Below are 19,763 nucleotides of genomic sequence, written 5' to 3'. Positions count from 1 at the left end.
ATAAAAATTAAATCTTAATAATTTCGCCACGCAATGGCGCCATTTTAGCTAAAATTTCATTTTGCACTGTATGTGGGATATTTTGCTCGTTCATTGCATTTATTAATAAATCGACAACGTGATTGAAGTCTTTTTCATTTATGTTCATACCTGTATGGATAGCAACCATCGAGTCGCCTTTATATTCACAAGGGCCCTCAACCAGCGAACATAAATGGCTAATAAACCCTTGTCGAAAATGGCTAATATTACTGTGTTCAAAGTAATGAAATACCTGCTTGTCATTACCTATTTGGGCAATAAAACTGTCAGTTAACTTTTCAAGCCCAGCTTGTTCGCCTAGTTGCTGATACAAAGAGGTGTTAGGTTGTGTTGTACACCCTAAAAGTAAGCTTAAACAACAAAAAATAAATACACTCAGTTTCATTACCAATACCCCGTTACGGATAAATACCAGCCGGTTTGTTTGTCAACACCAGCAATCCGCCCTAAGTCTAAATAGGCCGCCGTTACACTGACGTGTTTATTAGGCATCCACGCTATAAATAAATCGCGCCAATCTTGTTCGCCTAAACCTAGGTTATTGGCTTTTTGTCGATACTCAATGCCAATAGCAAGTTCACGACTTACAAACACCGCACTACTTGCTTCTAGTAAAATATGGCTACCTTCATTAGTCCCTCCATATCCTAAAAGCCCTAACTGATTGGCTTTACTGTAACGGGTGGTCACATTCCAAAACCAGTTGTACCCAGCAAGTGCGCCCAAATGTAATTTACTGGCTGCTAGGTACACATCTGTACCACTGGTATTTTTTGCACCAACCAACTTTGCAACTGTGCCATCATCCAGTGATTTATGCTGTACACCCATGCTTAGCTGGGGCCACTTACTGTATACTATATCACCATATAAACGAATTTTTGCCCCAGAAATTGACTGCTCTATTTCTGTATTGAGCGCAGGCACATCAAACTGCTGCACTGCATAACTCAGTTCAACACGATTAAATAGGTTAAGCTGCACACCACAGGCATCTAGGCGGTAATCTGTTACATCAGCACGACTACAAAAGCCATTAACAGCCCATTCGTCCTCACTAGCATAACCTGCTAGCTGCGCCCAAGGAACTAACCCTCCTCCTGCACTGCCTTCAACTTGAGACACGCCCGGTGTTGCTAATAGTTTTCCCGTTGCAGCTACAGTTAGCGTACTGCAAAATAAGAGTGTCATGCTCAGTAAAAATTTAATGTACACCCTGATATTCCTCTAACCATTGTTCTAATTGTTGTGCTTTTAAAGGACGACTCAAGTAGTATCCTTGTGCATGATCGCATTGCATTTCATGAAGCAATGATAAAGACGCTGCCGTTTCTACGCCCTCGGCCACCACTGAAAACCCAAGTTGGTGTCCAAGTGTGATTGACGAGCGCACTATATATTGATCTTTTTGTGACTCATGCAAAGTTAAAATAAAGCATTTATCTAGCTTAAGCTCATCAATAGGTAACATTTTTAATCGCCCCAATGATGTTTGCCCGACACCGTAATCGTCTAGTGATATTTTAACACCGATAGTTTTTAAGTTCTCTAACGCTTTGATACCTTGAGCTTCATTTTCAATCATATCGCGCTCCGTCAACTCAATAGTGACAGAGCTGGGGTTTACATGATATTTCTTTAAGGTCGCGACCAACAAATTATGAAATCCCGCATGCGCAATATCTTGGGCTGACACATTAATGGCGGCCTGTAAGTGAATCCCTTTTTTATACCAATCGGCTATTTGCGCAATAACTGTATCGACAACCCAAGCAGTTAGTTCCACAATTAATCCTGACTGCTCAGCTAAATCAATGAACACTTCAGGCGAAACCCAGCTCCCATCATCACGTTGCCAACGAATAAGTGACTCAACCTTATCAATTTTCTTGCTTTTAATATTCAACTTGGGCTGATAGGTCATAAACAGTTGCCCGTTATCATCATCAATCGCTTGTTTTAGCTCATCGAGCATGATTAAACGGTCTAAATGCGCCTCATCTTCACCATCTTGGTAGTAATGTAAGCTTTGTTGGCTTGTTGTAGCCGCATCGACAGCAATGAGTACACGGCGCATTAAATCGTCCGCTTTCACGCCTTGCCCGGGGTACTGCACAATCCCGGCATTAAAGCGCAAACTTATTTTTAAGCTTTTAATCTGATAAGGTGCCTGTAATTGCTCAATTAAGTCGGCTACAGCACATTTTACTTGGTCAACCTTCACACTGGGGTAAACCGTTAAAAACTCATCGCCGCCAATTCGTGCATGAAATCCACCAAGCTCATCCGAGAATTGACGAATACGATTTGCCACTGCAATTAAACACTCATCACCTACTTGTGGGCCAAGTTTGTCGTTTATGTGCCTTAAGCCTTTTATATCAATAGCAACAAGCGTGTAGCGTTTATCTTTAGTGAGCTGCTTTGCTAATAAATCTAACATAGCTGAACGGTTATAAAACCCTGTTAAAGTATCGTGATGTGCTTGAAAACTGATTTGCTGCTCACGCTTATTAATATCATTACCCATATTATTAAACGCGCTGACTAGCGTTGCTATTTCGCTGCTTTGCTTTTTACCTTCAAATTTAAAACGGTAGTCGCCTTTGGCAAATTGCCTTGCAATAACCGCCAACTGTGTAAGCCCGGTGGTTAAGTTATTGGCTAGCAAACTACTGGTGATCACACCAAATAACATGGTGAATACGGCCAATGTAACTAGCGTCAGCAATAGCTGCTCAATATCTCGATAACTTGAAGTTAAATCAGCACTAAGTAGTAAGGTAACCGGATGCGATTGCAAAGATGGTAAAGCTATTTGTTGATTTTCATAGGCCAAGTACTCAGCAAAAAAACGAGCTGTAGTTTTAGTTTCAAAGTATTCTATAGGTTGAAAATTTTTAGGTTGAGGTACCAACGAGCTTGCTGCAAAATCATCTAACTGCGCAACAAAACTAACTTCCATACCCGTTAAACTTTTCAGCTCAGTAGCAACAGCCGGCGTGATTTTAAAGCCGACCAAGCTGTAAGCGATAGTTCTGGGGGTTTTAACGGGCAATAATATCACTTGATAGAGCTGATTATTTAACACGACAAAGCTCGATTGCTCAGAATTATTTAATAACTCATCCATTAGGGGCTGTAGGTTATCTGCAAAATTTTGTGCATTAACATTAGCAGAGACTAACCGCCCCGATAAATCGAGCAACAGCATTAAATCAGCATTGATCCGTTGGCTATGGTTGTATAGCACACTACTAATGGTGGCTGCATCGCGAGTAGCAACTGCTTGCTTAAAACCAAAATCAGCGGTTAACACCTTAGCGGCGGTTAATAGCAAACTCTCTTTTGATTTTAAGTATTGCTTATAAACGCTTTGCGCAACCGTTATATTTTGCTGGACTTTTTCTGCCTGAAACTTACTCGTAGACCACCAAAAACTCACTAAACTGAGTAAAGTTGTAAGTAACACCAAGCCAACGCATAGCGTTGTTATACGGCTACGTAAATTATTACCCATTACCTTCCCTAAATTGACTACCAAAGGTATTTCGTGGTGCAGGCGTAGACGTATTTATAGTGATTGATAACGAGTTGGTTGATTCTATATCAAACATTTTTTTATTATCCAAAGGAGCTGTTTGCAGTGAATGCCAAATACTGGCTTGCACAGGAAAAGAGTTAACTTGCAGCTCTATCTGGCCTTGCTCGTTGCTGGTATACACATGATTACTGTTAGCGACATAAATATAGCCCACCATAGAGTCGTGGATATTGCAGCCTAGAACAACAACACCTTGATCATCAAACTTAATAGGTTCTTCTGGCTGGCCAGAATAGAGCTTTAATTGAAAAGGCTTTGCTTTTGAAAAAGAATACACATGGTGGCGAATATTATCACTATTAGGAAAGTTAACGTACTGACCTTGGCGCACAATAAGCAGCTGTGGTGAAAACTGTTTATCAACTTGATCCATTACCGCAGTGGGTAAATTGCCCGAAGTTTTTGAAGAAGGTAAATGCTTTATTTCTACGACAGCATTAGGCAATACTTGTCCATGCTGATCTTTAATAACCAAATTAATAGAATTACCAAACGCCGATACACTAAACAATGCACCCAGTACTAATAAAAAACGACATTTTGCAATAAGTTGCGATGCTCGCTCTAACATAATCACACCTAAATATTCACTATAGGTTAAGTTAATTAGAGACGAGCACTAATTGCAAGAAATATAGCTCAGTTAGTTAAAATAAATACTTTTTCACTAGTTTAAATAAGCTTTATCACTAAAATTAACTTGCTCATTAATGATTAATTAAACCGTAATCAGCATCTAAAATAGCAATCACTTCTTGGCGCGGATCTTTGGGTATAACGATCTCTTTACCGATAATTTTGCTAGCGATACCCACATAAGTGTCAGACACTTCAAGCATCACTGACTCAGGTAAAATATAATCTTTTGCTAACTGCTCACGCTCAGCCATACGATCTTTATTTAATAACACATCACTCTCTGGCACATTATTAATTAACAGCTGGCGAAAACCTTCTTTTGAGTTTTCAACAATTTTGCCATCTTTATAAGATGCTTCATCCCAAATACGCGATGAATCAGGTGTCCCTACTTCATCAATATAAATAAGTTGCTGCACACCATTTAAATCTTCTACGTAACCAAATTCAAATTTAGTATCAACGAAAATTTGCCCTAGCTTAGCTAACTCATTACTAATTAGCTCGAACCCTTCTACCAATAATTTTTCGTATTTGGCGACATCATCAATCGATTTAAAATTGAAAACATCTAAGTTGTTTGTAATATTCTCACGCGTGATGTTTACATCATCAACGGCAGGAATATCAGCAACCCCTTCTATAATACCTTTAGTAGAAGGAGTTATAAGTACGTGCTCAAGCTTTTGATTCGCTTTTAAGCCTTCTGGAAGTTGCAAGCCACAAAAGTGTCTTTCGCCTTTGGCGTAGTCGCGCCACATACTGCCGGTAATATATTGACGAGCAATTGCTTCAACTTTAACTGTACTGGCTTTTCGAACAATCCATACGTATGGATGAGGAATATCAACAATATGATTACCCGCCAAACCTGCTTCATTAAACATGTTAAACCAATGAGCAGCCACTGAGTTTAATGCAATGCCTTTACCCGGCACGCCATTTAGGCCATTTTCACCTTGCCATATGCAATCAAAAGCAGAAATTCTGTCTGAAATAACCATAATGGCTAATTCAGTATCGGCAGGAACGTTATAGCCTTTTTCATTTATTAAGCGTTTACTATCTGCATCGGTTAACCAATAAACTGAACGCACTTTGCCACTGTGTACTTTACCTTTAGTACGAATGGGTAAGTCATCGTTTACGTCTAAAACTTTATAGCTAGTCATGCTATCTCCGGGGTTTGGCATGCTCAAAGAGCAAAGTATGGAATTGGGGTTAGGCGCTCTATAATAATCTAGGCAACCACAAAGCTCAATCTTAGGCTAAAAACAAATCATCTCAGAATATTTATCTAGCTGGCGCATTGGGGTAAACTGGCATAATTACTTGCCCTGAGGAGCTAGCTTGAACTATTTAACTGCCACTAAGAATAAGAAATATTTAATGTATATTTCCCAAAATTATTCCTATGCTATTTTAAGGCCTTTGCAAGCAGAAATATTAGCTCAAGGAGGGGAAGTTAAATGGTTTTTAGAGGGTGATAATGTTAATCCAGACTTTCTAAAAAGTGATGAAAAAACGCTAAACTCTATTCATGAAATAAATCAATGGGAGCCTAACGCAACCTTTGCACCAGCGAACTCCATCCCTACATTTTTTCCCGGAAAGAAAGTGGCTGTTTTTCACGGCTTTGATGCAGGAAAGCTAAACAAAAAAGGCCAAAACGATCATTTTAAAGTGCGGGGCTGCTTTGATTTATATTGTACACAAGGCCCAAATACAACGGCTCCATTTACGGCGTTACAAAAAAAACTGGGTTATTTTAAGGTAGTAGAAACAGGTTGGCCTCCCCTAGATCAATTTTTTAACGGTAACTCAAAGCCTAGCCATATTGATGAAACAGACTCTCGCCCAACGGTGTTAATCTGTTCTACATTTTCAAAACGCTTATCTCTTGCACCTAAACTTTATGAACAAATAAAACACTTTAGTGAAAGCGGTAAATGGCGACTATTAGTTCAGTTTCATCCGAAAATGCCGCAAGAATGGGTTGATAAATACCAAGCATTGAGTAATGACAATCTAACCTTTGTTGAAACAGATAATGTTATTCCATTACTGCAATCTGCTGATGTAATGCTGTGCGATACTTCATCCATACTACTGATGTTTTTAGTACAACGAAAACCGGTTGTAACGTTTTGTAATAAAGCACCTGAAAAACACTTACTTGATATTACAGATAAAAATAACGTTGAAGCCGCAATAGACTATGCACTAACTTACCCAAAAGAACTGGTGGATAATATTGAAGCTTTTTGCCAAGAATTACACCCATACACAGATGGCAAGTCAAGCCAACGAGTACTTTGCGCAACCAATGAACTGTTGCATAGTGATGAAAAGCTCAAAGCTAAACCACTTAATCTTATTAGACAATTTAAAATGCGCAAAAGACTTAACTATTGGAGTTGGTAAGACGTTATGATCAACCTTGAGAATGTATCTTTTAAATGGCATAAAAAAGCAACCAGCCCCACTCTCACTATTGAGCAACTCGCCATTGATGAAGGTGAACATGTTTTTTTACATGGTCCAAGCGGCAGTGGTAAATCTACCTTACTGGCACTACTGGCAGGCATTAATGTAACCTCTAGCGGCCAACTTTGTGTTTTGAACCAAAACCTAAGTGCGCTTACCAATGCACAGCGCGATGCATTTAGAGCTGATCATATTGGCTATATTTTCCAAAACTTTAATTTACTGCCTTATTTAACCCCAATAGAAAATGTATGTTTAGGGTGCCAATTTTCGAAAAAGCGTCAGCGACACGTGCTCAACCAAACTGATAGTTTAACCAAAGAAGCCGCTCGACTTCTCAACGCACTTGGGTTGGAGCCGCACTTTCATAATCAAAATGTTGCCACTTTAAGTATTGGGCAGCAACAGCGAGTTGCCGCAGCACGCGCATTTATAGGCAGTCCTGAACTTATCATTGCCGATGAGCCTACTTCAGCACTTGATACGCAAAATCGTGAAAGCTTTATTAAGCTGTTATTTGAACAAGCAAAAAAAAGTAACAGTACGCTTGTTTTTGTCAGTCACGATGAAACATTAAAGCCACTCTTTAGCCGCACAATCGACTTAGTAAATTTACAAGGTGATGTATGATTTTATTTAAACTTGCCTATAAAAGTTTGCTAAATAGACGTGCCAGTGTATTACTGACACTGCTCACTATTGCGATTAGCGTCATGTTATTACTCAGTATTGAGCGCGTTCGCGTAGATGCTAAAAGTAGTTTTAGTAATACCATTTCGGGTACCGATTTAATTGTTGGCGCACGCACGGGCGATATTCAATTACTACTGTCCTCGGTGTTTAGAATTGGCCACACCAATAATGGGGTGAGTTGGCAAAGCTATCAATACATAACAAAACAGCGCGGGGTTAAGTGGAGCATTCCTATTAGCCTTGGCGATAGCCATAAAGGCCAAGCAGTCTTAGGCACCACACTCGATTATTTTAAGCACTATCGATTTGCTAAAAAACAGCCCTTAGCATTTGAACAAGGGAAGGCTTTTTCTAGCATCAATGAAGTTGTTATAGGTAGTGAGGTTGCAAGTAAACTAGCCTATAAAATTGGTGATGAAATTGTAATTTCTCATGGTATGGGCAACACTAGCTTTCATCATCATGATGATAACCCTTTTAAAGTGGTTGGTATTTTAAAGCCTACTGGCACCCCTGTTGATAAAACCTTGCATGTACCACTGGCGGCAATTGAATTGATCCATGGTGGCGGCCATGATGCTCATGGCGATCATCATGATCACTCAAACCACGCATTAGTTGGCCACCCAAAACAAATCACCGCCTTTTTAATGGGCTTCGACTCACCACTTTATACGCTACAAATTAGGCGCAACATAAATCAATTTAAACCAGAACCTCTATTAGCGATTATGCCCACAGTCACACTAAAAGAGCTTTGGGAAATGCTGGCAATAATAGAAAAGATCCTACTGCTATTTTCATTTGTGGTGGTTATTATTAGCTTGCTCGGTATGTTAACCACACTGCTGGCTAACCTTAATCAACGCCGCAGAGAACTGGCAATATTACGTTCTGTGGGCGCCCGCCCTTGGCAATTATTTTCACTGATCAGTATAGAATCACTGCTCACTACCTTTTTAGGTTGCTTAGTAGGCTGCACTCTATTTTATGCGCTTATGGGCACAACCGCGGGTTACTTACAAAGCCAAGCAGGAGTGAGCATTAATATCAGTATGCTCTCTGACTATGAACTCACTTTGATTGGCGTTATTATGGCTGCGGGATTCATTATTGGCTTGATCCCCGCTACACGCGCTTACTTTTATTCTCTTAGTGATGGTATGAGTATAAAAATATAAACTTTAGGATGATCATGACGTTGTTTAAAGTAACTACACACTCTTTAATGCTCTTAAGTGCAGTACTAATTAGCTTTGCTAGCATTGCAAATCCACCGAAGGAAATTTTTTGGGAAGACTTGATCCCACAAGGGCATGTGCAAATAGATACCCAAGCACAAGCTAATCACGAAGGCAGTGAGCAAAACTGGGTGCAACCTGATTTGGACGCGCCGGTTGTCAAAGCACTTGATGGGCAGTCTGTTAGCTTACCTGGGTTTGTTGTGCCACTTGAAGGTGACAGCGAACTTATTACCGAGTTTTTATTAGTCCCTTACTTTGGTGCCTGTATTCATGTGCCACCTCCACCGCCAAATCAGCTGGTTCATGTAACTATTAAAGGCGGTGTGCCTATCGATAGCTTATATGATGCGATTGTTGTAACGGGCGTTATTAAAACGCAAACTTGGTCTGGCGAAATAGCCCAAGTGGGTTATCAAATGCAAGCTGTCGGTGTTGCTCCCTTTGAGCTTTAATTCTTAAAATAAAAAACCGCGTAGAAACGCGGTTTTTTTTAACGACTTTTTAATAAAATTAAGCGGTACCACCTACCGTTAACTGATCAATTTTCAAACTTGGCTGGCCAACACCTACTGGTACACTTTGACCATCTTTACCACAAACACCTACGCCTTTATCAAGCGCTAAATCATTACCTACCATAGAGATTTGCTGCATTACTTCGGGACCATTACCAATTAATGTTGCACCTTTAATTGGTTGGGTGATTTTACCGTTCTCGATCAAGTAAGCTTCTGAGGCACTAAAAACAAACTTACCTGAGGTGATATCCACTTGGCCACCACCAAAATTAGGGGCAAACACGCCTTTTTTAACCGTGCTGATAATATCAGCTTGGCTCTGCTCGCCACCTAACATATAAGTGTTGGTCATACGTGGCATTGGTAAATGCGCGTATGACTCACGACGTGCGTTACCTGTTGGGTTTACCCCCATCAAACGCGCGTTCATTTTATCTTGCATATAGCCTTTTAAAATACCGTTTTCGATAAGTACGTTATAGGCTGCAGGCGTACCTTCGTCATCCACATTAAGTGAACCACGACGATCGGCCATAGTGCCATCATCAACCACAGTACATAGCTCTGAAGCAACTTTTTGACCTACTTTACCGCTGAACGCAGACGCGCCTTTACGGTTAAAGTCACCCTCTAGGCCATGACCTACTGCTTCGTGTAACAACACGCCTGGCCAGCCATTGCCTAATACGACTTCCATAGTACCCGCAGGGGCATCAATGGCTTCTAAGTTTACTTTAGCTTGACGAACGGCTTCTTCTGCAAAACCCATCCAACGCGGCTTGCCATCAACCAACTCTTTAAAGTAACCATAATCTAGGCGAGCGCCGCCACCAGCACCGCCACGTTCACGGCGACCATCTTTTTCAAGTAATACAGAGCAGTTTAAACGGATCAGTGGGCGAATATCTGTAGCAAAGGTGCCATCGCTGGCTGCAATTAATACTTCTTCGTATACCGCAGACATTGAGCTAATAACTTGCTCAGCATCAGGGGCTAATTCGCGAATATAATTTTCAAGCTCACGTAACAAATTAACTTTATCGGTGTCGCTCATGCTAGAAATAGGCTGATGTGGCGCAAACTGCTGCTTTGCAGCCACATCGCTGAATACTTTAACCGCTTTATCTTCACCGGCATCGGCAATACTACGTGCAGCCGTGGCTGCTTTGTTTAGCGCTTCAAGATTGATTGCATCTGAATACGAAAAACCGGTTTTTTCACCACTAACAGCCCGTACGCCAACACCACGCTCAACGTTATAAGACCCTTCTTTAACAAGGCCGTCTTCTAATACCCAAGACTCATGATGACTCGATTGAAAATAAAGGTCGGCATAATCAACTTTGTGCTGGTGAATATAAGCTAATGTTTTTTCGAGTTCTTCTCGATTTAGCTGGCTGTCGTGTAATAAATGCTGTTCAACCGAATTCATAATAATGGCTCTCTAAATCGTTGGTGAGATTGCAGCGGCATATCTCGTCTAATTTTGTGTAACTGGTTTAAATCTACGGTGCAACTAATAAAACCAAGCCCTGTTGGTTTTTCGCTTAATATTTCACCCCAAGGCGATAACATCAGGCTGCGACCATAAGTTTGCCTACCGTTTTCATGTGTTCCATATTGCGCTGCAGCAATAACATAACACTGCGTTTCTATGGCACGTGCTGCAAGTAGCGGCTGCCAATGCGCTTTACCTGTAGGCACAGTAAACGCACTGGGTACTAATATAATTTCTGCGCCTTTGCGAACTAAAGCATTAAATAAACCAGCAAAGCGCAAATCATAACACACTGTTAAACCAATTTTACCAAAGGGAGAATCAACAACCACAACCTCATCGCCCGCTTGAGTAAAATCGGATTCTCGATAGCTGCCGGTCTGGTCATCTACCTCAACATCAAATAAATGTATTTTGTTATAGCTTGCAACAATATCGCCTTGGTTATTAAACAAATGTGAGGCAGCGTAATACTTATGTTGGTTATAGGGCACTGGCATGGTGCCAGCATTTAACCAAATATTATGTTTACGGCACAATTCACTGATTTGCTGTTTATATTGTTCAATACGCTGAGACACTAACAACGTATCACCAGCGTGTTTACTAAACACTAAAAACGCTTCTGGTAAACATACTAACAAAGGTCGCGTGTTTGGCAGAGCAGCTAAGGCTTGCTTTAAGGTGGCAATGTTATCATCAGGGTTTAAGCCTGAGCACATTTGCAATGCAATAATCGCAGGTGTTGTACTTATAAGTGATTTACTCATTGCGCTGCGCTCACCTCAGCATCTTTAAGCTTTAACTCTGAAGATGCTTGCGGCTGATTTTGTGCTGCTTGCGGTAAAGTCACCTCTCGGCTCTTACGATCTAATTCTTGTACCTGAGGATCGTTCATTTTGCCCGTCACTTTAAAGTTGATCTCTGAGATCACTCGCGCAGAATGAATTACTTTATCAATTGCTAAAGCTGCAAGCCCCGTTACTGGGTTAACCATCCAAGCCACAATTACTGGAATACTCGACGTTACTTGCGGTGCTACTGCTAAGTCGTAGTCAATTTCGAGAGTATTTAAATTTGCATACCCTTTAATCGAGAGATCGGCAGGCACCCCATCCATTTTAGTATCTTGGGTATAGGCAATGCCCTTATCTATCTGCATCGTACCTTTCATGCTGTTATAGAAAAAACCTTTAGAAAATACATCTCTAAAATCAAGTTTTAGCTTACGCACTAATGAATCAAGGCTCAGTAATGAAAATACCCGTGCGCCTCCATCACTGACTTCAGTTAAATGGCCTTCGCCTAAATCCCAACTAATTTCACCGTCTAAACTAGCAATGTCTAAGTTATAAGGTGCCGCTTGCCAATTTAGTTGATAATTTAGATTGGCGTTTGAGTCTTTAATAGTAGTGGTGATATCAAATTCATTAAATAAAGCGCCAATATCATCACTTTTAAGTTCGCCGCTCATTGCTGTTAGGCCATTTTGCCACTGCCCTTTAGTACGTAATATATGATCGCCCTTATCAACTACTAGCTCAGAAATAAGCAGTTTTTTACCATCGCCTAACAATGAAGCACTTACCTTATCAAGCTGATAATGGCTAACCTTACAATCGGCACATTCAAATTCAATAGCCGGCAAGTTTGCAAGCCAAGCAAGTTGTTCTGGGGTTGATTTTTCGCTCGGTTGTTCTGTTTCGGCCTCTAAAAAGTTAAGCCTTAAATAGTCGCTGTTAATTCGAATCGGCTGACTTGATTGCCCGCTGGGAATGAACACTTCTGCTCTTAATTCTTTGGCATTAAGCTTTAATTGCAAATTATTATTTAGGGGCGATAAACGCATATCAAAATCATTAAACTGCATGCCACTAACATTAAACATGTCAATATTCGCAACCACTTCATGTAAAGGTGGCATAACGCCTGGCGGTGTATTCTCAGGCTGCACTTTAGCTACATTAATAATTTGATCAATTAAATTAACCCAAGGTAACAACTCACTTTGCGCTAAATTAATACTCACCGCTAAATCTTGTGAGTTAAGCCCTAAATCTTTGTTACCTATTATAAAGTGGGCGTTATTAAACTGCGATTTAGCATTATCTAAAATGGCGTTAAAATACACTAGCTGATCAACGTTTGCGGTGATCAAGTTAGATATATCATCACCCTGAATAACTGCACTCAGTGGCCAAGCTTGCTCACTGCTTTTTGTATATGCTCCAGGCAAAGAACTATTTAAGCCAATAAGTGGCGATTCAACTTCGGCACGATAATTAAATCCTTGCTCGGTAAAATTAAGCGCCAAAGCAATATCAACATCACTTTGCCCACTTAAATAACCATCTAAAATACCTTGTCCATGACTTATAAGTGTTTTCGCATCAAGCTGAGCATTTATATTTATATCAGCGCGATAATCCTCTGCGTTTGCGTCACTATTGTAGTTAATAGTTAGTGGCATACCAAGCCATGTAGCCGTTGCATTTGTAAGGTTTATTTGTTGATTATTAAAGCTAAGTTCACCCTTTAAGTGCTCAAGTGAAATACCAGGCGCAGAAATGTAAAGGGGGGAATCGAGTAAATTAACTGTACCACTGACACTGGCCCCACCTTCAAACTGTGAACCGATTAACAATTCAATATTTGCACTAGCAAGCCCCTGCCCTTGTACAATATTAAAAATATCAGCTAATGGATTTGCTAAAGGTGTAGCGGCAAAAAAATCGTGCATTTTTTCAAGCTCTGCTTGCTTATCAATACTAACCACCAATGGCGCACTGCCCATTAAGTCATTAATACTTACTTGCACACTACTGCCAACGTCTAGATTTACCAATTGACCTTGCTGACTGTAAATATCCATACGCTCATTTTCAAAATGCAGCTTTACACTGGCATTTGTAACTGCAGGCCAATCGGGATCGAATTGATAGGTGGCATTATCTATTTGCGCTATTACATCAAACTGCCCTGAACCATCTTTAAATGGAAAACCTGATAATGGACCAGAAAATAACACCTGAGTATTTGATACTTCACCTGCTTTTATTGCGCCATTTAAATAACTAACCAACTCAGAGCTCATTAACGTCAAAGGAAAATAGTGACCTGCAATACTGGCATCAGGTGCAAACGCTTCAGCATATAAATCCAAGCGTGGCGTATCACCTAAGCTTAGCTGCATCTGTGCGCTTAAAGTCACCTCATTGTTATCAAGCCATAGGTTATCGCTGCTAATATGCCAATCGCCTGAACGTTTAGCTAAATCTAATTCAATGTTTAGCTGGTTATAGTCAATATTATTACTAAAACTAGCACCTGTAATTAAGTGGCTGTTTTCACCAAAAATAGTGATCCGGCCATATTGCTGATTAACCAATCCATCAACCCTTAAGGATTGAGCGGCGGGTACGGCGTTTTTCTCTTGCCAGCTAATTTCATCGGCTTCAAACCATAGTTGCCATTGCCTTGCATCGGCAAACTCAAGGTACGCGGTATTGATTTGTCCGCTTGGTTGGCGTGCTAAAAAAGGGGCTAAATTGGGAAAATTAGTCAACTCAGCTAAATCACTCAATAGTGCTAAATCAAGTTGCTGTAGCCATACTTTATTTTGCTTACCTAATAAGGCTTCAAATTCAAGGCTTGGCCAAGTGGTTTCACCCGTACTAAATGCTAAGCCTGTGCTTTTTAATCGCCAACTATTTTGCTCTGGGTATAGATGAAATCCCCCTTCACTTAGGCTTACCTTTTGTGTTTGCTCATTGAGTTGCCAATTTACCGCGCTCGGTAACCACTGTACCTTTACGTCACTCACTAGGCCTTGCTCTAATCTAAGCCAAGCTTGTAAGTTTAAATCGCTATGTAGTTGCTGCTTTTGAGTATTAATGTACTGAGCTAACCAATTTGACACATCAACCTGATTAGCCTGCACATACAGATCGCCCACCATTTGCTCTAAGGTTTCACCTTTGAGCGCAATACGTGCGTCAAAATTACCCACCGAAATACCCGGTAATGCGAGGCTACCACTGCCAAGGTGCTGTTTATCTTGGTTTTGCCATACAATGTTTTCTAATAACAGTTTACGCTCTTTGTTATCTTCTAATACAAAGCTGATACTGGAGTTTTCTATTGCAAAATGACCGGTTTCACCTAAAAACAGCCCTTCTATTAGCTCTTTTTGTTCAAATGACACATCATCTTGGTTACCTACAAATAAATTCGCGACATTAACCTTGGTATGAAAACCATTGATCACAAAGTAATTCGACTTGAGCTGAAAAGACTTTAAGCTTTCCCAAAGGTTGAGCTCTAAACTGGTTTTCGCAATAGTTAAAGAAATAGGGGCGGTTTGGTTGTCTTTAAATGATAATTCTTCGAGCACTAAGGCAGGACCATTACCCTGCCAACTTGCCGATATAGCACCTATCGATAAGCTAATATCAAACTTGCTATCAAGGTAGTTTTCTATGTCGCCTTTATAATCGTTTGCGTAGGGTAAGGTGTATTTTAAAATAGAAACAATAACGGCCAGTAGCACCAAAATTACAGCACTTATTTGCCATAATTTGCGCACACAAAAGAAACAGGCCGCTTTAAATTTCATTACATCATTACCACATCAAACTGCTCTTGGCTGTATAAACTTTCTGTTTGGATATTAACTTGCTTACCAATAAATAACTCTAGCTCTGCAAGGTTGTGATATTCATCATTTAATAGCGCTTCACATACTGCAGGAGATGCATAAACTACAAACTTATCCGCATCGTAAGCGCGGTTAACACGTACTATCTCGCGAAGGATTTCATAGCATACGGTCTCAACCGTTTTTTGAGAGCCACGCCCTGAACACGCAGGACATACATCACACAGTATGTGCTCTAAACTTTCGCGAGTTCGCTTGCGGGTCATTTCAACCAGCCCTAATGCTGACAAACCATTAATATTGGCTTTAGCTCGATCTTTAGAAAGCGCAGATTCTAATGAGTGCATTACCCGGCGCTTGTGCTCATCGCTGACCATATCAATAAAGTCGATAATAATAATACCGCCTAAATTACGCAGCCTTAGTTGACGGGCAATAGCTGAGGTTGCTTCAACATTGGTATTAAAAATAGTTTCTTCAAGGTTACGGTGACCAACAAATGCACCGGTATTAACATCAACTGTGGTCATAGCTTCTGTTTGATCTATGATCAGGTAACCACCCGACTTTAAAGTCACCTTACGATGCAATGCCTTTTGAATTTCACTTTCTACATCAAATAAGTCGAAAATGGGGCGCTCACCCGGATAATACTCAAGCACTTGCGATAATAACGGCACAAACTCTTCAGTAAACAGCTTAAGTTCTTGGTAGGTAAGCTTAGAGTCAACACGAATGCGCTCCATATCTTCGCCCACGTAGTCACGTAACGTTCTAAAAGCCAACGTAAGATCTTCATGCAAAATACTGGCTTTGCTGGTTTTACGGCGCTTAGAAACTATTTTATCCCACAGTTTTTTTAAAAACGCAGCATCATGACGTAGCTCTACTTCACTTGCGCCTTCTGCGGCAGTTCTAACAATAAAGCTACCGTTTTCATCGCCATATTCAGCAACAATTTTTTTCAGCCTAGCGCGTTCTTCTTCCGTTTCGATACGTTGACTCACACCCACATGTGTCGCATCTGGCATAAATACTAAATAGCGTGACGGTATAGTAATATCAGTAGTTAAGCGTGCACCTTTACTGCCCAGTGGGTCTTTAACCACTTGCACCATAATGTACTGACCCTGGCGAACAAGCTCACGAATATCTTGGACTTTTTTAATTGGCTCATCATCAACACCTTCCACAATAGAGGCACTATTGACGATATCTGAAGCGTGTAAAAAAGCCGCTTTTTCTAAGCCTATATCAACAAAAGCGGCTTGCATTCCCGGTAGAACACGGCTTATTTTACCTACGTAAATATTGCCCACTATGCCTAAATTACCAATACGCTCTAGCTGAATTTCTTGTAATACACCGTTTTCGATTAGGGCAACGCGACTTTCACTTGGCGTGACATTGATCAGTAGTTCTGTACTCATGCTACCCTCTTAAGAATGTATGTAATAATTGTTCTGTCTCATATAAAGGTAAGCCTACAACGGCAAAATAGCTACCCGAAATATGCGTTACAAAGCGCCCGCCCAACCCTTGGATACCATAACCACCGGCTTTATCTTGAGGCTCGCCCGTTTGCCAGTAAGCGTCTATTTCTTCATCACTGAGTATTTTAAAAGTAACATCAGTACTGACAACACAACTCATTACTTTTTTTGGTGTCGCAAAAGCGATAGCAGTTAACACTTGATGAGTATTCCCTGATAAACGCTTTAAGGTGTGAGTAAAATCTTGTTTATCTAGAGGTTTACCTAAAGATTGATTGTCAATCACGACTACAGTATCACTACCTAGAACAGGCCGATCGGTAAAGCCTTGTTCTACCCCCATTTGTGCCTTTAAACGCGCTAAGCGTTCGACATAATCATATGGGAGTTCGTTAGCAAGCTGACTTTCATCGGCATCAACACTAAATTGTGAAAACTCGATACCCAACTGGGTTAAAAGCTCTTTACGACGGGGAGACGCGGAGGCTAAATGTACTGCGCAAGTCATTATCTGATCCTAAAGTGTCTACGGTATTTTCTAAGTAATAAAAATACCCATATCCAACTCAACATGCCTGTTAATACAGGCCATAAGTAATGTGGGCTAAAATAAACGCCAAGCAAAAAATGATTTAACCAAAACTGCATCAAATGGTAAAGCGTTAAGAATAAGCCAATTAAAAGGCTTTGTTGCCACAATGAAAAATTGCGAATTTTTTGAAAGTTACTTGCCGTAACAAAAATACACACCGAGTAGGTTAATGAGTTTACACCTAAAGAAGAGCCAGTCGCTAAATCAATTAGTAATCCAACAACCCAAGCCGTACCTATGTTTAAACGATGTGGTAAAGCCAAAGACCAGTACATAAGCACCAACAGCACCCAATCAGGGCGAAATGGTTCAAGTGAAAAGGGTAGCGGCATCAATGCCATTACCAATGCAAAGAAAATACTCAATGCAATTAATAGCATTTGACGGTTAATCATCTCCCATCAACTCCTGCTGATTTAGCCATAACACCACTAATAATCGAATTCGGTCTAATTGAGCTATCGGCTCAGCAAATACTTGCGCAAAAGGTTGGCCTTCATCACGGGTAATTTCGGTGATCACCGCTACCGGATAGCCTTCAGGAAACGTGCCACCAAGGCCAGATGTAACTAATACATCGCCAATACGTACATCTAAACTGTGCGGCACATGTGACAGCTTCAATACGTTAATTTTACCTATACCTTCAACCACTGTTCGCACATCATTACGTAAAATACGCACAGGCGTAGCATGGGTGGTATCGGTAATTAATAACACCCGAGAGGTGGTTGAGCCCACTTTAGTCAACTGCCCCACTAAGCCCATATCATCAATCACCGCTTGGCTTTCACTTAAACCATCGGTGGTACCGCGATTTATCACCACTTGGTGGCTATAAGGATTTGAGTGAACAGAGAGCACTTGAGCAATAATTTTACGATTTGAATGTTTTGAAGACGAACCCATTAATGCTCGTAGCTTTTGATTTTCTTTTGCTAAGAATTCATATTGTTGTATTTGTTCGCTCTGCAATACTTGCTTTTTTTTCAGGGCTTCATTCTCGGTAAGCAACTGCTCGCGGGTATGTAAGCTCTTAGCGCTAAAACTAAATACTTCGTAAGGCAGGTTGGCAACATAAATGAGCGGGCTAACTAAGGTATTCAAACTGGTGCGAATATTCTCACCACCTTGCGTGAACTTGTCTCCGAGGATCAATACGATACTCAAAAGCACTGCGACAAAAAGTCGCAGTTGCAGAGATACCGTTTTTTCAAACATTGATTTCATTAATCGTAACTAAAAACGTCACCACCGTGCACATCAATCATCTCAAGCGCTTTACCGCCGCCACGAGCAACACAGGTAAGTGGATCATCAGCAACAACCACTGGAATACCTGTTTCTTCCATGAGTAGACGATCTAAATCTTTTAGTAATGCGCCACCGCCAGTTAATACCATGCCATGCGCTGAAATATCAGATGCCAGCTCAGGTGGTGATTGCTCAAGTGCAACCATAACAGCGCTTACAATCCCCATTAGCGGCTCTTGTAATGCTTCTAAAATTTCATGAGAGTTAAGTGTAAACGAACGAGGAACACCTTCTGCAAGGTTACGACCACGTACTTCTATTTCCACAGGATCATCTGTTTTGAATGCAGAGCCAATTTGGTGTTTAATATTCTCAGCCGTGGCTTCACCAATTAAGCTACCAAAGTTACGGCGTACATAATTAATAATGGCTTCATCAAACTTGTCGCCACCAATACGCACTGATGATGAGTACACAACACCGTTAAGTGAAATAATAGCCACTTCAGTTGTACCGCCACCAATATCAACAACCATTGAACCCGTTGCTTCCGATACCGGTAAGCCTGCACCAATTGCAGCAGCCATAGGCTCTTCAATTAAGTATACTTCACGAGCGCCTGCACCCATTGCTGATTCGCGGATGGCACGCTTTTCAACTTGTGTAGCACCACAAGGTACACAAATAAGTACACGTGGGCTTGGTCGCATAAAGTTATTGTTGTGCACTTGTTTAATAAAGTGCTGTAACATTTTTTCGGTGACATAAAAATCAGCAATCACGCCATCTTTCATTGGGCGAATAGCTTTAATGTTACCTGGCGTACGCCCCAACATTTGTTTAGCCTCTGTACCTACAGAAGCAACGCTTTTAGGGCCACCAGCACGCTCTTGACGAATAGCAACAACAGAAGGTTCATTTAATACAATCCCTTCTTCTTTTACATAAATTAGTGTGTTAGCTGTACCTAAATCGATCGACAGATCGTTTGAAAAAATACCACGGAGTTTTTTAAACATGAGGCTGGATGACCTTTGAAATT

Annotated in this window: 17 protein-coding genes; 4 read left to right on the top strand and 13 right to left on the bottom strand. The window is 40.7% G+C overall.

The features are described from left to right. Nucleotides 1–7: 7 nt before the first annotated feature. The 5 genes from B1F84_RS01890 to B1F84_RS01870 all read right to left on the bottom strand — a co-directional run bounded on the left by B1F84_RS01890 (nt 8) and on the right by B1F84_RS01870 (nt 5,457). Nucleotides 8–427, bottom strand: a complete 420-nt coding sequence (locus B1F84_RS01890; RefSeq protein ID WP_008113759.1) for a group 1 truncated hemoglobin — start codon at nt 425–427, stop codon at nt 8–10. After that, nucleotides 427–1,257, bottom strand: coding sequence for a DUF3034 family protein (locus B1F84_RS01885; protein WP_131690415.1), 831 nt, complete (start codon nt 1,255–1,257; stop codon nt 427–429). The genes B1F84_RS01890 and B1F84_RS01885 overlap by 1 nt, the downstream gene beginning before the upstream one ends. Then, a complete protein-coding gene (locus B1F84_RS01880) occupies nt 1,247–3,562 on the bottom strand; it encodes an EAL domain-containing protein (RefSeq protein ID WP_131690414.1) in 2,316 nt (771 codons plus the stop codon). Before B1F84_RS01880 ends, B1F84_RS01885 begins: the two co-directional genes overlap by 11 nt. Further along, nucleotides 3,555–4,217 (bottom strand): methylamine utilization protein, encoded by a 663-nt coding sequence (locus B1F84_RS01875; RefSeq protein WP_131690413.1) that lies wholly within the window; start codon nt 4,215–4,217, stop codon nt 3,555–3,557. The genes B1F84_RS01880 and B1F84_RS01875 overlap by 8 nt, the downstream gene beginning before the upstream one ends. 136 nt (nt 4,218–4,353) lie before the next feature. Then, entirely contained in the window at nt 4,354–5,457 is a 1,104-nt protein-coding gene (locus tag B1F84_RS01870) for a phosphoribosylaminoimidazolesuccinocarboxamide synthase (RefSeq protein WP_131690412.1), read from the bottom strand. 217 nt (nt 5,458–5,674) lie between these two features. Between B1F84_RS01870 and B1F84_RS01865 the strand changes: the two genes are divergently transcribed. Genes B1F84_RS01865 through B1F84_RS01850 form a run of 4 tightly spaced genes read left to right on the top strand, consistent with a single transcriptional unit; the run spans nt 5,675 to nt 9,161 of the window. Continuing rightward, nucleotides 5,675–6,709 (top strand): CDP-glycerol glycerophosphotransferase family protein, encoded by a 1,035-nt coding sequence (locus B1F84_RS01865; RefSeq protein ID WP_131691891.1) that lies wholly within the window; start codon nt 5,675–5,677, stop codon nt 6,707–6,709. A gap of 6 nt (nt 6,710–6,715) precedes the next feature. Then, on the top strand, nt 6,716–7,402 hold the full coding sequence (locus tag B1F84_RS01860; protein ID WP_131690411.1) for an ABC transporter ATP-binding protein: 687 nt from the start codon (nt 6,716–6,718) through the stop codon (nt 7,400–7,402). Continuing rightward, nucleotides 7,399–8,646, top strand: coding sequence for an ABC transporter permease (locus B1F84_RS01855; protein WP_131690410.1), 1,248 nt, complete (start codon nt 7,399–7,401; stop codon nt 8,644–8,646). Before B1F84_RS01860 ends, B1F84_RS01855 begins: the two co-directional genes overlap by 4 nt. Nucleotides 8,647–8,660: 14 nt before the next feature. Continuing rightward, a complete protein-coding gene (locus B1F84_RS01850; RefSeq protein ID WP_008468279.1) occupies nt 8,661–9,161 on the top strand; it encodes a DUF3299 domain-containing protein in 501 nt (166 codons plus the stop codon). A gap of 58 nt (nt 9,162–9,219) precedes the next feature. Here B1F84_RS01850 and tldD read toward each other — a convergent pair whose 3' ends face one another. The 8 genes from tldD to B1F84_RS01810 are packed head-to-tail and all read right to left on the bottom strand — an operon-like array spanning nt 9,220 to nt 19,740. Further along, nucleotides 9,220–10,659 (bottom strand): metalloprotease TldD, encoded by a 1,440-nt coding sequence (gene tldD, locus B1F84_RS01845; RefSeq protein WP_131690409.1) that lies wholly within the window; start codon nt 10,657–10,659, stop codon nt 9,220–9,222. After that, nucleotides 10,656–11,495: a carbon-nitrogen hydrolase family protein gene (locus tag B1F84_RS01840; protein WP_008113739.1), complete on the bottom strand. Its 840-nt coding sequence runs from the start codon at nt 11,493–11,495 to the stop codon at nt 10,656–10,658. The genes tldD and B1F84_RS01840 overlap by 4 nt, the downstream gene beginning before the upstream one ends. Continuing rightward, nucleotides 11,492–15,340: a YhdP family protein gene (locus B1F84_RS01835; protein ID WP_131690408.1), complete on the bottom strand. Its 3,849-nt coding sequence runs from the start codon at nt 15,338–15,340 to the stop codon at nt 11,492–11,494. Before B1F84_RS01835 ends, B1F84_RS01840 begins: the two co-directional genes overlap by 4 nt. Then, complete coding sequence (rng, locus tag B1F84_RS01830) at nt 15,340–16,812, bottom strand: ribonuclease G (RefSeq protein ID WP_131690407.1); 1,473 nt, start codon at nt 16,810–16,812, stop codon at nt 15,340–15,342. Before rng ends, B1F84_RS01835 begins: the two co-directional genes overlap by 1 nt. Before the next feature lies 1 nt (nt 16,813). Beyond that, on the bottom strand, nt 16,814–17,383 hold the full coding sequence (locus tag B1F84_RS01825; protein WP_131690406.1) for a Maf family protein: 570 nt from the start codon (nt 17,381–17,383) through the stop codon (nt 16,814–16,816). Next, nucleotides 17,383–17,862, bottom strand: coding sequence for a rod shape-determining protein MreD (gene mreD, locus B1F84_RS01820; RefSeq protein ID WP_008113730.1), 480 nt, complete (start codon nt 17,860–17,862; stop codon nt 17,383–17,385). The genes B1F84_RS01825 and mreD overlap by 1 nt, the downstream gene beginning before the upstream one ends. Further along, nucleotides 17,855–18,697: a rod shape-determining protein MreC gene (gene mreC / locus B1F84_RS01815; protein ID WP_175611398.1), complete on the bottom strand. Its 843-nt coding sequence runs from the start codon at nt 18,695–18,697 to the stop codon at nt 17,855–17,857. The genes mreD and mreC overlap by 8 nt, the downstream gene beginning before the upstream one ends. Then, nucleotides 18,697–19,740, bottom strand: a complete 1,044-nt coding sequence (locus B1F84_RS01810) for a rod shape-determining protein (RefSeq protein ID WP_008113726.1) — start codon at nt 19,738–19,740, stop codon at nt 18,697–18,699. The genes mreC and B1F84_RS01810 overlap by 1 nt, the downstream gene beginning before the upstream one ends. Between the last annotated feature and the right edge of the window lie 23 nt (nt 19,741–19,763).

This window comes from Pseudoalteromonas sp. DL-6 (assembly GCF_004328665.1).
GTDB lineage: Bacteria > Pseudomonadota > Gammaproteobacteria > Enterobacterales > Alteromonadaceae > Pseudoalteromonas.
The sequence above is the reverse complement of the archived record's forward strand: the minus strand, read 5'-3'. Positions and strand labels throughout refer to the sequence as shown.

Excerpts from the sequence above, each read along its gene's own strand:
- B1F84_RS01860 (WP_131690411.1), top strand. The coding sequence starts at position 6,716 with ATGATCAACCTTGAGAATGTATCTTTTAAATGGCATAAAAAAGCAACC.
- mreC (WP_175611398.1), bottom strand. The coding sequence starts at position 18,697 with ATGAAATCAATGTTTGAAAAAACGGTATCTCTGCAACTGCGACTTTTT.
- B1F84_RS01825 (WP_131690406.1), bottom strand. The coding sequence starts at position 17,383 with ATGACTTGCGCAGTACATTTAGCCTCCGCGTCTCCCCGTCGTAAAGAG.
- B1F84_RS01890 (WP_008113759.1), bottom strand. The coding sequence starts at position 427 with ATGAAACTGAGTGTATTTATTTTTTGTTGTTTAAGCTTACTTTTAGGG.
- B1F84_RS01875 (WP_131690413.1), bottom strand. The coding sequence starts at position 4,217 with ATGTTAGAGCGAGCATCGCAACTTATTGCAAAATGTCGTTTTTTATTA.
- B1F84_RS01810 (WP_008113726.1), bottom strand. The coding sequence starts at position 19,740 with ATGTTTAAAAAACTCCGTGGTATTTTTTCAAACGATCTGTCGATCGAT.
- mreD (WP_008113730.1), bottom strand. The coding sequence starts at position 17,862 with ATGATTAACCGTCAAATGCTATTAATTGCATTGAGTATTTTCTTTGCA.
- B1F84_RS01870 (WP_131690412.1), bottom strand. The coding sequence starts at position 5,457 with ATGACTAGCTATAAAGTTTTAGACGTAAACGATGACTTACCCATTCGT.
- B1F84_RS01835 (WP_131690408.1), bottom strand. The coding sequence starts at position 15,340 with ATGAAATTTAAAGCGGCCTGTTTCTTTTGTGTGCGCAAATTATGGCAA.
- B1F84_RS01880 (WP_131690414.1), bottom strand. The coding sequence starts at position 3,562 with ATGGGTAATAATTTACGTAGCCGTATAACAACGCTATGCGTTGGCTTG.
- tldD (WP_131690409.1), bottom strand. The coding sequence starts at position 10,659 with ATGAATTCGGTTGAACAGCATTTATTACACGACAGCCAGCTAAATCGA.
- rng (WP_131690407.1), bottom strand. The coding sequence starts at position 16,812 with ATGAGTACAGAACTACTGATCAATGTCACGCCAAGTGAAAGTCGCGTT.
- B1F84_RS01865 (WP_131691891.1), top strand. The coding sequence starts at position 5,675 with ATGTATATTTCCCAAAATTATTCCTATGCTATTTTAAGGCCTTTGCAA.
- B1F84_RS01850 (WP_008468279.1), top strand. The coding sequence starts at position 8,661 with ATGACGTTGTTTAAAGTAACTACACACTCTTTAATGCTCTTAAGTGCA.
- B1F84_RS01855 (WP_131690410.1), top strand. The coding sequence starts at position 7,399 with ATGATTTTATTTAAACTTGCCTATAAAAGTTTGCTAAATAGACGTGCC.
- B1F84_RS01840 (WP_008113739.1), bottom strand. The coding sequence starts at position 11,495 with ATGAGTAAATCACTTATAAGTACAACACCTGCGATTATTGCATTGCAA.